This window comes from Roseburia sp. 499, assembly GCF_001940225.2.
GTDB lineage: Bacteria > Bacillota > Clostridia > Lachnospirales > Lachnospiraceae > Petralouisia.
Genome location: NZ_CP135164.1, coordinates 3,198,978 through 3,215,064 on the forward strand (window position 1 = coordinate 3,198,978; position 16,087 = coordinate 3,215,064).

At 35.6% G+C, this 16,087-nt stretch carries 16 protein-coding genes; 14 read left to right on the plus strand and 2 right to left on the minus strand.

Annotated features, from left to right (window positions below):
• Window positions 1-181 precede the first annotated feature (181 nt).
• The 13 genes from BIV20_RS15760 to BIV20_RS15820 all read left to right on the plus strand — a co-directional run bounded on the left by BIV20_RS15760 (window position 182) and on the right by BIV20_RS15820 (window position 13,378).
• A complete protein-coding gene (locus BIV20_RS15760; protein WP_143524482.1) occupies window positions 182-511 on the plus strand; it encodes a hypothetical protein in 330 nt (109 codons plus the stop codon).
• Window positions 512-627: 116 nt separating this feature from the next.
• Window positions 628-3,603 (plus strand): ABC transporter permease, encoded by a 2,976-nt coding sequence (locus tag BIV20_RS15765; RefSeq protein WP_075717674.1) that lies wholly within the window; start codon window positions 628-630, stop codon window positions 3,601-3,603.
• A gap of 3 nt (window positions 3,604-3,606) precedes the next feature.
• On the plus strand, window positions 3,607-4,290 hold the full coding sequence (locus BIV20_RS15770; protein WP_075717676.1) for an ABC transporter ATP-binding protein: 684 nt from the start codon (window positions 3,607-3,609) through the stop codon (window positions 4,288-4,290).
• An 82-nt stretch (window positions 4,291-4,372) separates the two neighbouring features.
• On the plus strand, window positions 4,373-5,245 hold the full coding sequence (locus BIV20_RS15775) for a putative ABC transporter permease (protein ID WP_075717678.1): 873 nt from the start codon (window positions 4,373-4,375) through the stop codon (window positions 5,243-5,245).
• Between the two features lie 60 nt (window positions 5,246-5,305).
• Window positions 5,306-6,259 carry a carbohydrate kinase family protein gene (locus tag BIV20_RS15780; RefSeq protein WP_075717680.1) on the plus strand — a complete coding sequence of 318 codons (954 nt, stop codon included), beginning with the start codon at window positions 5,306-5,308 and terminating at the stop codon, window positions 6,257-6,259.
• Window positions 6,260-6,521: 262 nt separating this feature from the next.
• A complete protein-coding gene (locus BIV20_RS15785; protein WP_075717728.1) occupies window positions 6,522-7,892 on the plus strand; it encodes an MATE family efflux transporter in 1,371 nt (456 codons plus the stop codon).
• Window positions 7,893-7,894: 2 nt separating this feature from the next.
• Window positions 7,895-8,485, plus strand: a complete 591-nt coding sequence (locus BIV20_RS15790) for a cytidylate kinase-like family protein (protein ID WP_075717682.1) — start codon at window positions 7,895-7,897, stop codon at window positions 8,483-8,485.
• A 160-nt stretch (window positions 8,486-8,645) separates the two neighbouring features.
• A complete protein-coding gene (locus BIV20_RS15795) occupies window positions 8,646-9,701 on the plus strand; it encodes an ABC transporter substrate-binding protein (RefSeq protein WP_075717684.1) in 1,056 nt (351 codons plus the stop codon).
• Between the two features lie 8 nt (window positions 9,702-9,709).
• On the plus strand, window positions 9,710-10,450 hold the full coding sequence (locus BIV20_RS15800) for an ABC transporter permease (protein ID WP_075717686.1): 741 nt from the start codon (window positions 9,710-9,712) through the stop codon (window positions 10,448-10,450).
• Window positions 10,451-10,458: 8 nt separating this feature from the next.
• Entirely contained in the window at window positions 10,459-11,034 is a 576-nt protein-coding gene (locus tag BIV20_RS15805) for an ATP-binding cassette domain-containing protein (protein ID WP_075717688.1), read from the plus strand.
• Between the two features lie 117 nt (window positions 11,035-11,151).
• Window positions 11,152-11,631, plus strand: a complete 480-nt coding sequence (locus BIV20_RS15810; RefSeq protein ID WP_075717690.1) for a DUF2975 domain-containing protein — start codon at window positions 11,152-11,154, stop codon at window positions 11,629-11,631.
• A gap of 21 nt (window positions 11,632-11,652) precedes the next feature.
• Window positions 11,653-11,883 carry a helix-turn-helix domain-containing protein gene (locus BIV20_RS15815; protein WP_075717692.1) on the plus strand — a complete coding sequence of 77 codons (231 nt, stop codon included), beginning with the start codon at window positions 11,653-11,655 and terminating at the stop codon, window positions 11,881-11,883.
• Entirely contained in the window at window positions 11,858-13,378 is a 1,521-nt protein-coding gene (locus BIV20_RS15820) for a DUF4153 domain-containing protein (protein WP_075717694.1), read from the plus strand. The genes BIV20_RS15815 and BIV20_RS15820 overlap by 26 nt, the downstream gene beginning before the upstream one ends.
• Before the next feature lie 21 nt (window positions 13,379-13,399).
• Here BIV20_RS15820 and BIV20_RS15825 read toward each other — a convergent pair whose 3' ends face one another.
• Both BIV20_RS15825 and BIV20_RS15830 read right to left on the minus strand, forming a co-directional pair.
• The gene (locus BIV20_RS15825) at window positions 13,400-14,167 is read right to left on the minus strand and encodes a MerR family transcriptional regulator (protein WP_075717730.1); all 768 of its coding nucleotides are present in this window, start codon (window positions 14,165-14,167) and stop codon (window positions 13,400-13,402) included.
• Entirely contained in the window at window positions 14,142-15,080 is a 939-nt protein-coding gene (locus BIV20_RS15830) for a DUF2268 domain-containing protein (protein ID WP_075717696.1), read from the minus strand. The genes BIV20_RS15825 and BIV20_RS15830 overlap by 26 nt, the downstream gene beginning before the upstream one ends.
• Window positions 15,081-15,233: 153 nt before the next feature.
• On the opposite strand from BIV20_RS15830, the gene BIV20_RS15835 reads away from it, so the two are divergent.
• Window positions 15,234-16,079 (plus strand): fumarate hydratase, encoded by an 846-nt coding sequence (locus BIV20_RS15835; RefSeq protein WP_075717698.1) that lies wholly within the window; start codon window positions 15,234-15,236, stop codon window positions 16,077-16,079.
• Window positions 16,080-16,087 lie beyond the last annotated feature (8 nt).

A 16,087-nucleotide genomic window follows, 5' to 3' on the forward strand; every position in this document is an offset into this window, starting at 1 on the left:
CTATCTTCCTCTAACCATGGATATCAGTTCATTATAAAAGTCTTAGATTTTTGTCTTGACAACTGAACCATTATAAGAAGATATATGGTTTGGTGAAGGAATTGCATGTTATGGAGCACTTCAGGTAGAAGAATATTGTGGTGTAGACATTAAAAGTTATAAGGATGTGGATTATTTTTTTGTGTTAGCAAAAATGTTAGAAAGTGCAGATACAGAAGAAACTAAAAAAATTCTGGAATTATATAAAAATGCAGGTGGCTCCATGGAAGAAAAAGAATTTAATCATACCTTGTTTAATGATATTTATGTTCATGAAAATATAGAAAAATATGGATTAGAAATAGCCATTCAAAATTATGATTATCCTTATTATGAATCATTTATCAATTATCTGATAGAAAACTATTCTTTAGAGGATGTGATTGAGGTAGTGACAAAACATCAGACAGTGGAAGAAACTTTCGGTAAAAATTTTGAAGAATTACAGCAGGAGTGGATGAATAGAAAATAGATTTGATTTTGTAAAAGAATTATGAAGAAAAAATTAATCATTATTTTGTGTAATTGAATAATTTAAAAAAGAAATTATAATCGAAATTAAAATACACAACGTAAGGAAGTGACAGAATGAAACTACATATCAAGCAGGGAATAAAAAGTATTTTTAGAACACCAAAAATAGGTGTTTTATTTTGCGTATTTTTTATATTTATGGATATTATTCTGGGAACCAGTTTAGTTTTTATTCATATGATTCAGGAATTTAAAAATCAGTGCAAAGATGAGTATAGCACAATTGGTGTATTTGAGTACGAAAATGAAATAGATAGTAGCTTTGAAGATTACAAAAAGGTTCGTGAAACACTTCAAAGCTTTTTTGATGCAAATCATGAGTATGTAAGAGATTGGGATATAAATTCTCAGAAGCTAGGATATACACCGGAGTTAAATCGAAGAAAAGAAGGAACATATTATGATGGGTATGGAGTAATAGTTATTAAGATAGAGACTTTTTATGATAGTTCTCAGATGGTACAGAATGCAACTGTATTAGATGCTTTATATGATAAAGGAGATCATGAAGGAAAGCGAATTTATTTAGGTGTTCCGGGTGAAAGACTGGAAGAAGGGCACATTTATATTATCAACGGTATATTTTATAAAGGAAAGAGTGGAGTAGATTATTTTGACATAAAAGAATTTTCAAATAAAACGGCAGAAGATGAAGGATTTGATGGTTCTGTAGAGAAAATGTATCTGGATATTACCACAGGGGATGGATATGAGATACCGGAAAGTGCGGATTATTTTCAGAAAATAGCAGATACCTATGAAGTAATTAACAATAGTGTAATAATACAGGAAACGGATAATCTTGAAAACTTATATTCTTTTCATGAAAAACTCAAGGTAATAAATGAAGGAAAATCTTTTGAAGTTGAGGAAAATGAAGAAGATTTGGAATGTGTGATTTCTGATACATTATCAGAACGCTTAAGTAAAAAAGTGGGAGATACCATAGAGCTTTCTATTAGTGAGCCGGAAAATAGTGAGCCAGTAGCAGCTTATTGGAGCGAAAAAGGTTTTCAGAGTCAGGAAACATATAAAATAGTTGGTATTTACCAGGGAGAAGAAGGCGGAGATTATTGTGTTTATGTACCGAAAAAATCAGATTTTTCAGCAGGGGATTCTGTAGGTGATGCTACTTTAGGACAAGTCTGGATTGAAAATGGAAGTGAAGAGGTTTTTCGAAAAGAAATAAAAAGCATATTGCCGGATAATGTTAGTTTAAAGATTTATGATCAGGGATATCATGCGGTAATAGGTCCAATGGATGAAATATTATATATGGCAAAGATATTGTGTATTCTTACTGTAGTTACCGGAATTGCATTAATTTTACTATTTGGATATATCTATGTGTATCGTCAGCAGAGAACCGGAAGAATCATATGGAGTCTTGGAGCCGGAAAATCAGCAGTATACACTTACTTTTTATCAGGAGCAGGTGCTTTAGTAGCGATATCTGTAATGATAGGAAGTATTCTTACCGCTATATTGAATCAGAAAACCGGTTCATTTATTTCTGATGCCGCACAAGCAGCGGGCGGAATCGATTATCGATACAGTAACGGAAATCTTTCTGTAAAAAACAATGTAGCATTTGCAGGAAAAGAAAGTGTATTACCAATATTGTTAGCAGCTCTTGGAATTATTCTGGCAGTGGTTTTTTGCATTTGCTTTTTTGTAAGATTGAGTATGAAGAAAAGAAAGCATAGAAGTCTGTTTGTGAGAAAAGACAGGGGAAGAGTTTCAAAATCATTGGCAGGAGGAGCAAAAAAATATGCCATGATATCTCTGGTACGTAGAAAAGGAAGAAATGTATTATTATTTTTTACAGTGGCATTATCTTCATTTTTCATGTTCCAGTTGTCAGAGAGTCAGGCTTCTTACGGAAAACAGTTACAGGAATTTCAAAAAGATTCCATCATTACCGGAAAGTTCATGGATTATAGAGGAAAGTATGACAGTGGACTTATTATTTATGGAAAAGAAATCAATGATATGATGCGTTCTGGTGATATAGATAAAATGAAGGTTTCAAAAAATATGAAATATGAATTTTTGAAAATAAGCGATAATGAAGATGAATTAGAAGCATGTATGCCAAGAACTACATACGAAAAGGAAAGCGCATGTAATCGACTGATGATAGGTTCCGATTTTCTTGCAACAAATGATATTTCGAATACCGTAGGTGTAAGCGAACAAATTTGGAAGAATATTCAATATGCAGATGGATATGATGAAACCATGTTTGAGAATATGCCGGAAGATAAGTGGCCTTGTATTATTCCAGAAAGTCTCTTAAAGGAAAATGGAATTCAATTTGGAGATAAGATAGGAATTATGGTTTTATATGATGATGGCAGTCTGGCAGGTGTTATTGTGGATGTGGTAGGTACCTATCCGGATAGTGGAATGTCTAACCCGGCAATTTATACTCCTTTGGAATGTTATCTTTCTCCCGAAGTGTTATTTGAGACGGAAGAAGAACCGGCGGAAATATTAAATTATCTTTATTTTGGAAGCGTAGCTTTTGAATTAAAAGATAGTCATAAGCTTGCAGATTTTAAGGATTATTTGAGTGAAAGCGGCTATTCCGGTGTGAATGAAATGAGAGAAAAACGTGAATTTGTGGTACTGAATGATATTGAATATCTGGAAACACAGCAGAATATGACGCAGAAAATGAAATACATGAATGTGTTTTTACCAATCATAGAAGTTCTATTGGAAATTATTGCTTTGGTAATTTCATGTATAATGATAAGAAATAGAAAGAATGAAATTTTGCTGATGCGTAAGCTCGGAACATCCAAGGGCCGAATTTTTTCGAGTATATTGATAGAACAAGTTCTGATAGGATTTGCAGGATGCGTATCAGGCATTCTCGTATGGAGTATCATATTTAGAAGAATAGATTTGACAGGACTTCTTTTGTCATTACTGTTATTGGTGTTATGGTCAGTGGGAAGTATTTTTTCGATAGGAAAGATACTAAGGAAGAGGTTATCGAAAGCGATGCAGGAAGGAGAATAGGTTATGGCAATTTTAGAGTTAAAGGATATATGTTTTTCTTATGAAGATACCAAGGAAAAAAAGCAGGTACTTTATAATATAAATTGTAGTTTTGAACAGGGAAAGGTGTATGCTATTATCGGAAAATCAGGAAGTGGTAAGAGTACAATGGTTTCATTGATGGCGGGATTGTCTCTTCCAACTGAGGGGGATGTCTTTTTTGAAGGAAAATCCACAAAAGATATTAATCCGGAAGAATATAGAAGAACTTGTGCGTCTATGATTTTTCAGGACTTTATGTTATTTCCACTTTTGACAGTTCAGGAAAATATTATGTATCCTATGGAACTGTGTAAAGTGGGAAAAGAAGAGGCTTTTGAAACATCAAAAGTTTTAGCCAAAAAAGCATTTGTACCGGAAGAATTATTACATAAATTTCCGGATCGAATCAGCGGAGGAGAGAGACAGCGTGTAGCAATAGCAAGATCCTTAGCAATGGACAGAAAACTGATTCTTGCTGACGAACCCACCGGAAATCTGGATGAGGAAAATACCCGAGGTGTAGTTGAATTACTAAAAAATCTTGCACATGAAGAAAATCGATGTGTAATTATTGTTACTCATGATTTGGAAGTCATGGAGGAAGCGGATGAAGTATATCATATGTCAAAAGGGCATTTGAGAAAATCAGAGCGATTTTCAAAATAAACTAAAATCATGTACTGGAAAATGCAGGTTACTCTTGTTATAATGAAGAAAATAAAAACTAACGATAGAAAAGAGGAAAAATATGCCGGTATCATTTTATGAAGTAGCTTGGATATTTGTAATTTACGCATTTTTAGGATGGTGTACAGAAGTGGCTTATGCAGCCTTAGACACTGGAAAATTTGTGAATCGTGGATTTCTAAATGGACCGGTGTGTCCGGTTTATGGCTGTGGCGTATTAGTGGTAATTGTGGTGTTAACTCCGTTAAAGGAAAATTTTCTTATCCTGTTTGCGGGATCTTTTCTATTAACCAGTATAATTGAATTTATTACAGGATTTTTGTTAGAAAAACTGTTCCACAACCAATGGTGGGATTATTCCAATGAACATTTCAACATTTGTGGATATGTGTGTTTGAAATTCTCCATTCTGTGGGGAATTGCATGTACCTTAATTATGGATGTGATACATCCTAGCATTTACAAAGTGATAAAAATAGTTCCAAAACTTCCGGGAACGATAATTTTAGTGATATTATGTATTGCCTTTGCAGTAGACTTGATAATTACTGTAAGTACGATACTTAAGTTCAATGCACATCTTAAGATGTTAGATGAGCTTGCTGTAAAACTTAAGGTGGTTTCAGATGAAATCGGGGAAAATATCTATGAAGGTGTTACCACTGTCATAGAAAAAAGCGAGGAATGGAGCGAAAACATTGAACATGTAAGGGCAACGCATGAAGAAAAGAGGGCAGAACGGAAGCAAGAGCGAAGAGAAGAATTTCTTCAGCTTCAGGCAAAATATAAGGAAGCCTTGGAAAAACGTAATATTGGTGAACGTCGTTTGATAAAGGCATTCCCAGCAATGAAAGCCAAAGGACACGAGGAATCCTTTGGCAAGTTAAAAAAATATTTTGAAGAGAAGCGAATAGATAGAAATATTGATAAATGATGGACAGCAGGTTGCGACGACTGCAATCAGTACACAGCGGGAGGAAGATGAAAGAAAAAGATGGACGTTGTAGCTTTAGGTGAATTATTAGTTGATTTTACTGAAAATGGAAGCAGTAATCAGGGAAATAAGATGTTTGAGGCAAATCCAGGAGGAGCACCATGCAATGTACTTGCAATGCTTCAAAAGCTTGGAAAAAAGACAGCATTTATTGGAAAAGTTGGAGATGATTCTTTTGGTCATACATTAGTGTCCGCAGTGAAAGAACAGGGAATTGATGTTCAGGGGCTTTGTTATGATAAACAGATACCGACTACACTGGCATTTGTCCAGACAGCCATAGATGGAGACAGAAGTTTTTCTTTTTATCGAAATCCTGGAGCTGATATGATGCTGAAAAAAGAAGAGGTAGATGAAAAGATTTTGAAAGAAACCCGGATTTTCCATTTTGGAAGTCTTTCTATGACAGATGAACTATGTGAAGCTGCTACAAAATATGCGATTGAAACAGCAAAACAAAATGGGGCGCTCATTTCGTTTGACCCTAATTTGCGGAAACCATTGTGGAGCGATATGAAAAAAGCAAAAGAAAAGATATTATATGGAATCAGCATGTGTGATGTGTTGAAAATTTCAGATGATGAAATTCTATTTTTGACGGATGAAAAAGATATTGATAAAGGTGTGAAAAAGCTAATAGATAAATATCAGATACCATTTGTTTGTGCAACAATGGGCCGAAAAGGAAGTAAAGCTTTTTATGATGGAAAGGTAACAGAGGCAGAACCATTTCTAAGAGATGATACTATTGAAACTACTGGTGCAGGCGATACATTCTGTGCATGTTTATTAAATGATGTCTTAGAAAATGGAATCAAAAGCAGAACGGAAAAAAGTGTTTATGAAATGTTGCGGTTTGCAAATGCAGCTGCATCAATCATCACAACCAGAAAGGGTGCACTCAGAGTGATGCCAGAGAAGGATGAAATTTTGCAACTAATAAAAAAATCTTGACTTTTTCAAAAATAATTTGATAAAATAATGGCGTCGAGTGGCGAAGAGCGTAAATCCAGATATGGATTTGCGCTTTTTTTGCGCGAATAAGCAGAGTCAGATGGAAAAAAGTGACTGGCTACTTGTAGACAAGACACTTTTTGAACATATGACGAGCAACGCGAACCACAGATTGCGTAAGCAATCTGTGGTCTGCTTATGAGCTAGCTGTTCATGAGTTAAACAAAGAGGAGGTCAATAAAAAGTGAAAAAAGAAGACTCAATGAGTAGAATGGGAACAGTCCCGGTAAACAAACTGATGTTATCCATGGGAATTCCTATGATTTTATCTATGGTACTACAGGCAGTTTATAATATTGTAGACAGTGCCTTTGTATCTAACATGCAGACGAATGGAGAGGCAGCACTGAATGCATTGACACTGGCATTTCCGGTGCAGATGCTGATGGTTGCTATTGGAATCGGAACTGGAGTAGGAACTAATGCACTTTTAGCAAAAAGTCTTGGACAAGGTAATAAGGAAAAAGCAAGTAAAGTGGCCGGAAATGCAATCTTTTTAGCATTTATTATCTATATTGTATTCTTGCTATTCGGAGTATTTGGAGTAAAGGCATATATCAATACCCAGACCAAGAATCCATTAATTAAAGATATGGCTGTAGAATATTTGTCTATTTGTTGTATTATTTCTTTTGGTATTGTATTTTTCTCTATATTTGAGAAATTATTACAGGCAACAGGACGTTCTTATCTTTCTACTACCGCACAGATTGGTGGAGCAGTGGCAAATATGATTTTAGATCCAATTTTTATTTATGGATATTTTGGAGTACCGGAATTTGGTGTAAAAGGTGCAGCATATGCTACCGTAATCGGACAGATTATTTCCATGTTACTGGGATTGATTTTCCATTTGAAATATAACAAAGAAATAACCAATGGTATAAAATATATGAAGCCAGATAGAAAAGTTATTAAGGGAATTTATTCCATTGGACTTCCTGCTATTATTGCACAGGCGTTGATGTCTGTTATGACATACGGACTTAATATTATACTGGGTGGTATCTCAGAAGCAGCAGTAACTGCTTATGGATTATATTATAAGATTCAGCAGTTTATTCTGTTTGCGGCATTTGGTTTGAGAGATGCCATTACACCCATTGTTTCATTCAATCATGGAATGCAGAGCAAGTCTCGTGTTTCAGCTGGAATTAAGTATGGTATGATGTATACTCTTGTGATTATGTGTATTGGACTGGCAATCATTGAAATATTTGCAAATCCATTTGCAGCAGTGTTTGGATTATCCGGAGAGACACAAGAACTTTGTATCAGCGCAATGCATGTAATTTCCATCAGTTTCATATTTGCCGGAGCCAATATTGCATATCAGGGAATTTTCCAGGCGCTGGATAGTGGAATAGAATCACTGGTTCTCTCTGTATGTCGACAGTTTTTATTTGTTATCCCAGTAGCATGGGGATTTGCGCAAATTGTAAAACAGAATTCCATGGACATGATTTGGATTGTATGGAGTACATTCCCAATTGCAGAAATTGTAACAGTTATTATTGCATATTTCTTTATGAGAAGAATTCGCAAAAATAAAATTGAAGTATTGGAGGGATAAATATGAGTAAAAGAATTATTACAATTAGTAGAGAGTTTGGTAGCGGCGGAAGATATTTAGGCGAAAAAATCGCAGAACGTCTGGGTATGGATTATTACGACAAAGAAATTCTGGTAAAGGTGGCAGAGAAAACAGGACTTTCTCAGAAATATATTGAAAAGGTAGGAGAAGGCGCACCTATTAAAAATCATTTTGCTTATAGCTTTGTTGGAAGAAACAGTGCCGGGGCGTCTTTGGAAGATTATATGGATTCCATGCAGCGGGAAGTAATTTTAGAATCTGTAGAAAAGGGACCATGTGTCATTGTAGGAAGATGTGCAGATTTTATCTTAAGAGATAGAACAGATGTCCTGAATATTTTTGTTTGCGGAAATGATAAAGAAAAAACAGCCAGAATTATGGAACTGCATAATCTTTCCGAAGCAGAAGCACACAAATTAATGAAAGAAACCAACAAAAAACGTCGGGTGCATTATGAATATTATACCGAACAGCGATGGGGTGAAGCTGGTAATTATAGTATCTGCCTTAATAGCAGTGATATTGGTTATGAGAAATGCATAGAGATTATTTGCGATTTAGCAAGTAGATGAGAAAATTGGGCTGTTGTAATAGACAGCCCAATTTTTTGAAATTTTATTTGTAGACGGTAGACATTTATTTTTATATAATAAAGTCGAACAAGAAAAAAGCTTCTTGGAAAAGAAGTAATTGAAAAAGATAAAAATATTTAATAAAGAAAGGAAATGTAGTATGAAAAAATTTTTATCGATTATATTGACGTTATCAATGGTATCTGCACTTCTTATCGGCTGTACAGGAAATACATCAAAAGAAGACACTTCCAAGAAAGAAGATACAAAAGAGAGTACTTCGCAAGAGGAGAAAACCACTACAGCAAATCCGGTAGATGTAAATATTGCAGCATTAAATGGACCGACAGGTATGGGCATGGTCTACTTTATGTCCCAGGCAGAGTCAGACAAAATAACAGATAATAATTATAATTTTACAATTGCAGCATCTGCTGATGAGATTACACCTTTAATTGTACAGGGGAAGATAGATATTGCAGCTGTTCCGGCAAATCTTGCATCTGTCCTTTATAATAATACGGAAGGTGAGGTTTGTGTACTTGCAATAAATACGCTTGGTGTTTTGTATATTGTTGAAAATGGAGAAACTATCAATTCAGTGGAAGATTTAAGAGGAAAGACCATATACGCAAGCGGTAAGGGATCTACTCCGGAATATGCATTAAATTATATTTTGACCCAAAATGGAATTGACCCAAATACAGATGTTACGATAGAATATAAAAGTGAGCATGCAGAATGCCTTTCTGCTCTGATGGCAGATGAAAATGGAATTGCTATGCTTCCGCAGCCTTTTGTAACAACAGCTATGACAAAAAGTGATACCATAAGAGTAGCGCTTGACCTGACCAGCGAGTGGGAAAAACTTTCCGCAGATGACGAAGAAGGTTCTGCACTTATAACAGGTGTTGTTGTTGCGCGCAAGGCATTTATTGAAGAAAATCCGGATGCCGTAAGTACATTTCTTAAGCACTACGAGGAATCCGTAGAATATGTTAATACAAACATAGATGAAGCTGCTGAGCTTATCGGCAGTTATGGTATTGTAACTACTGAGGTAGCGCAAAAAGCCATTCCTGCCTGCAATATAACCTTTATTGCTGGTGAAGAAATGAAAGAAAAGCTTTCCGGATACTTAAATGTTCTTTTTGAACAGAACAGTGCTTCCGTAGGCGGGCAGCTTCCTGATGATGAATTTTATTTTAGTAATTAGGTAGATGTATGAAATCAGTAAAACCCTGGGCTATTATATTTTGGCTTATAATATGGCAGTTAGCGAGTCTTGCTGTGGGATATGATATATTACTCGTTTCACCAATTCGTGTATTTCTAAGACTGTGCGAGCTTGTTCCTACTGCAGATTTTTGGACTTCCATAGCATTTTCCACCACTCGGATATGCTCTGGATTTCTACTCGGCACTCTTGTGGGCGGGGTGCTTGCCGTTCTTTCAGCAAGATTTAAACATATTTGTGAGCTGATAACACCACTTATGTTGACCATAAAAACGATACCGGTTGCTTCCTTTATTATTCTTGCTTTGATATGGTTCTCATCCAAGAATCTTTCCGTTTTGATATCCTTTTTAATGGTTTTGCCGGTAATGTATACGAATACTTTTAAAGGAATTAATTGTATCACTGTAGAAAGCAGAGAATTTGCAAAGGTCTTTGAACTTCCCATTTCCAGAAAAATGCGATACCTGTATATTCCACAGATTTTTCCATTTTTTACAGCCGGATGTGAGATTGCATTAGGTCTTTGCTGGAAGTCTGGTATTGCTGCCGAGGTCATTGGAATGCCAAATGGTTCTGTTGGAGAAAAGCTTCAGCAGGCAAAAGTATATCTGGCAACTCCGGATCTTTTGTCATGGACATTAGTGATTATTATTGTCAGCACGGTATTTGAAAAAGTATTTTTGCTTTTGTTGAAAAAGATACAGATAAAACTTGAAAAGATGTAGGAAATTTTATGAATGATATTGTCGTTAGAAATTTAACAAAAGAATATGATGGAAACTTGATACTAAATCATTTCAATGCTATTTTTCCACAGGGAAGAATGACCATTATTATGGCGCCTTCTGGAAGGGGGAAGACAACACTCCTTCGAATTCTTATGGGATTGGAAAACTATGACAGTGGAGAGATTATTGGTATCTCTGGTCAGAGAAAAAGTGCAGTTTTCCAAGAAGATCGTCTTTGTGAAAATTTAAATGCCATATCAAATATAAAATTATGTAATCCAAATTTAGATAAAGAAATCATACAAAAGGCGCTTTCTGCTATAGGAATAAATGCACCGCAAGACCAGAGAGTCAGCGAATTTTCTGGTGGAATGAAGCGACGTGTGGCTATCTGCAGGGCACTTCTTGCAGAACACGATATTTTGTTTTTGGATGAGCCATTTAAAGGTCTTGATGAAGAACAAAAGCAGATAACAATGGAATTTATGAAAAATCATATTTTTAATACAACTACCATTTATATTACCCACGACAGTTCAGAAGTAGATTTCTTTCAACCGTGTCAAATAATTGAATTATAAAATCAATATAGAATGTAAGTCAACATATATTTATTGTAAAACAATAAATATATGTTGACTTTTTGTATTTTCAGTAGTATGCTATGGATAAATAAGGAAAAACAAGGGAGGCATTTTATGAGCCAGAAAAGTTTAAGTAAATGGTTAAAAGCAATTATTGGAGGAATGGCAATTTGCGGAGCGCTTATCTATTTATATATCATTCCTATATTGGGAAGAGATTTAGCAGATGCTAGGCCGGAATATACATTATGGTATTTCCCCTGGCTAGCTGTTGTTTTGGTTTCAGCAATCCCGTGCTACTGGGGACTATATTTTGGATGGAAGATTTCCACTGAGATTGGAAAAGATAATTCTTTTTCCATGGAAAATGCAGAGTACCTGAAAAATATTTCTATATTGGCAGCATTGGACAGTTTATATTTTTTTGCAGCTAATGTTGTATTTATGGTAATTAATATGAATCATCCGGGAGTTTTTCTGATATCTCTGATTGTAGTTTTTATCGGAGTTGCAGTAACGGTAGCGGCAGCAGCACTTTCTCATTTAGTGCGAAAAGCGGCAGAGATTCAGCAGGAAAATGAGCTTACCATATAGAAGTAAAAAGAGGTGAAGAGAATGGCAATTATCGTAAATATTGATGTCATGTTGGCAAAGCGTAAAATGAGTGTGACGGAATTATCAGAGAGAGTAGGAATTACCATGGCAAATATTTCTATCCTAAAAAATGGAAAGGCAAAGGCCATTAAAGTAGATACTCTGAATAAAATATGCAAAGCATTGGAATGCCAGCCGGGAGATATTCTGGAATGGAGGGATGACGATGGAGACAATGGAGCAGAAAAATAATCAAATGAAACCACTGTTTGAGACAATGGAACAGAGGTATAGACCGGAAAATGCAGTACTGGAACATAATACAGGATTTTTTCTGATAGCTGCACTAATTTATAGTGTTGGTTTTACAGTGGCATTTTATAAAAATTATGCAAGTCTGACTTTTCCACTTATCACAGTTGGGACATTGATTATTTGTGGATTATTCTTAAAAAAATCAGGGATTCTATGGAAAACAGAAAATTTATATTATATAGTACCAATTGTTTTGCTTGGAATCAGTACTATGCTCACCACAAACTTGTTTACCATATTTTTTAATACGGTGGGAATCCTACTGTTAATCACTGTTTTCATGGTGCAGCAAGTTTATTCGAAAAACGAGTGGAATATGGGAAGGTATATCGGCAACGTACTATTTCTATATTTTTCCATGATACCGGAGATAGCGGCGCCATTTTCCAATCTGGGAAAATATATCCGAAGAAAGCGGGTAACAGAGCAAAAAAATACAAATACGAAATATATTGTTACAGGCGTTTTGATTGGATTTCCTATGTTAATTTTTGTCGTTGTACTATTGAATAGTGCCGATGCTATTTTTTCCGATTATATAGGAAGTGCTTTTCAAGTTCTGTGGGAAAATATAGTGATTTCGCCAAATATAGTTTTGGTTGTAGTATTAATGTTGCTTGGATTCTTTGGAATCTATACCTTCCTATCTGCACTGACCTTGAATAATATGCCGGATTACCAGAAAGAAAGGGAGAAGAAAAATCCTATCATAGCAATTACGTTTACCGTAATGATAACAATAATATATTTGATATTCAGTATCATCCAGGTTGTATTTCTTTTTAGTGGCGGAATGATGCTGCCAGAGGGCTATACTTATGCAGAGTATGCACATCAGGGATTTTTTCAGTTGTTGTTTTTATGCATTTTTAATCTAATATTGGTGCTTTGCTGTATGTCTCTGTTTGAAATGAATCGTTGGTTAAAAACGATACTAATGGTATTTTCAGGTTGCACTTATGTTATGATAGCTTCTAGTGTTTATCGGATGATTCTATATATTTCCTGTTATCATCTGACTTTTTTAAGAATGCTGGTACTTTGGTTTTTGGCACTTTTAGTAGTCTTGTTGGCAGGCGTTATGTGGAGTATCTGGAAGAAAAATTTTCCTATGTTTCGATTTGGGATGGCAGTGGTGACAGTATTCTATTTGGTGCTTTCCTTCAGTCACTTTGATTACTGGATTGCCAGATATAATATTTCCCAGATGGGAGACCAGTTAGAATACGAAGATGTTTCTTATCTATGCAATCTGTCTTTGGATGCAGCTCCGGCACTTGCAGAAGTTGATTTTGAGTCTGACTACAATAATGGGCGGTATGTTGAAGGATATCTGAAGGAAATAGAAGAAAATACGGATTTGAATATTAGAACCTTTAACTTCTCAGAATATCAGGCAGTAAAAGTAGCAGAGGAATACCTTGGCAAATAGCCGGGGTATTCCTCTTTCGTATCACTCACAATAAATGTGAATGGCATCTCGGAAAAATTTCGTACATCCCGGTGCGATTTTATCATAATAAGCAGTAAATCTCTCATCTGCAGCATATCCTTCTGCAAGAGCCTTGTGTGCTTCCTTGGAATATGTTCCTTCTTTCCAGAACATACAGAGCCATTGCCGATGCAAGTCACAAGCTTTTTGTGCTAACTCACTGGCAGGGTCTCCCTGTTCAAAAGCTTCTTTTAATGTTTCATTAATCAGTTCACTCAATTCCTGTGTAGTTTGCCACTGTTGCTGATCCATATTCTTTAATTTAGCGTTAGAAGCATCAATAAGCGTATCACCATATTTTTTACGGATTTCTTTTCCGTAAGTTTTTTCATTATCATCAATCAGTTTCTGTTTAAAACCTTCAAATTTTTCTATATCGCTCATAACAGTTTCACCTTTTAGGGTACGGATAGTTTTTCTTACATTGTTAATCAAAAGCTCTATCTGCTCTTTCTGCTGTAATAGTTTTTCTAACTGAGTCTCAAGTTCCTTCTCTTTATCATAGTCAGGTGTGCTCATGATAGCTTTAATTTTCTTAAGAGGCACTTTCAATTCGCGATAAAAAAGTATTTGTTGAAGTTGATCCACTTCTTTTGAACCATATATTCGATATCCGTTTTCTGCAATACGCATTGGATGCAGCAATCCGATTTGGTCATAGTAGTGGAGGGTTCGTACACTTACTCCTGAAATTACTGCAAGTTCATTCACTGTATATTGTTTCTTCATTCCAAAATTCCTCTGTTTCATTTAAAATCTCTTGTGATGAAGTAAGGGTTGCCTCGACAATAGATTTTCCGGTTTTTTTCAAATAGTACTTAATTAAGTAATAGCCGCAAGCATATCCTGCGCAATAAGGAAGACCTACCGGAAAGAAATTTTGCATTTTAGCCAGTTCGTCTCCATACATATAAGCGGAGATATTTTCAAAACCCTGAGCGTTCAGTGCATCTTTCATAAGTGGTTTTATGTATTCATTCAAGGTCTGTTCATCTGTTTTTGCGACCCATGGTCCTAACATTTCTTCTCCGTAAATAGAGGTTGCAAAATTTTCGGCTAATCCTTCTGATATCATATAAGCACCAAGTGTAATATCATTTGTCCATTTTTCAAATTGAAAACGGACATTATGATTGGTTTCATGAGCTAATGCAGCAGGTAAACGGTACATGGTATATTCAGAAGGAACAAGAGAACCAAAAATATACCCCGGGATTCCGCCGTCACCACTGTAATTATTACTCATAATGGAATAAGGGCTTTTAGGGTCAGCTAGTACAATTGTAAATAAATATTCCTTTATAGGCAAATCAAAACCTGCTTCTAAAAAGCAATCGAAAGACTTTTCAATAGAATTTTGACAGCGATTCCAAAAGTCATCATTGCCAAGAAGTGTTATGGATTCTTTAGAAGAAGCATCTATTTTTTGAGGTGGCAGATAACCCAACATTCCGCTTGCCATAACCACATCATATCCATTTGGCTGTTTTGCTTTCAATGGGCAGTGATACACAGCCCATTTCTTCTCAAAAGGTTGCATTAATTCATAGCGGTAGATATCATCCTTTTTTTCGATTGGCGCCTCCATAATTTTTTTATAAATTTTGTCAGAGCGAATAGCTTTTACAACAATTGAATTCATTTTAGTGTACTCCTTTTCTTTTGATAATTGGATTATACACTATGACGTTGCGTCATACTCAATAGTAAAATATATTTTATACCGATTGACCGTTTTTGAAAAGAACTTTATAATAAAGAAAGACATTTGTTTTAACAGAGAAGGAGAAAAATCATGATTCGTACAGTTTCCACTTCAGATATTACAAAGAACATAAAAGAAATGTGTATCGAAGCAAATCATTATCTTTCCAAAGATATGGACGAGGCATTAAAAAAAGCAGTCGATACAGAAAAAGCATCGTTAGGAAAAAAGATTTTAAATCAGCTTCAGGAAAATCTTGAAATTGCAGATAAGGAAATGATTCCAATTTGTCAGGATACCGGAATGGCAGTCATTTTTATAGAAATCGGACAGGACGTTCACTTTGAAGGAGCAGTGTTAGAAGATGCCATTAACGAAGGGGTTCGTCAGGGGTATACAGAAGGATATCTTCGTAAATCCGTAGTGGGAGATCCTATTATTCGGGAAAATACTAAGGACAATACGCCCGCAGTTATTCATTATGAAATGGTGCCGGGGGATAAAGTGAAAATTACGTTGGCTCCAAAAGGATTTGGAAGTGAGAACATGAGCCGCGTTTTTATGTTAAAGCCGGCAGATGGAATTGAAGGTGTCAAAAATGCAATTCTTACAGCAGTAAAAGATGCAGGTCCAAATGCCTGCCCGCCAATGGTAGTCGGAGTGGGCGTGGGTGGAACATTTGAAAAATCAGCACTCTTGGCAAAAAAAGCATTAACTAGACCCGTAAATGAACACTCGAATATACCATATGTAAAAGACTTAGAAGAAGAAATGTTGCAAAAGATTAATAGCCTTGGTATCGGACCGGGAGGGTTAGGAGGAACCACTACGGCTTTGGCAGTAAACATCAATACTTATCCTACACACATCGCGGGACTTCCGGTAGCAATCAATATTTGTTGTCATGTAAACCGTCATGTGGTTCGAGAAGTATAAGGAGGGCA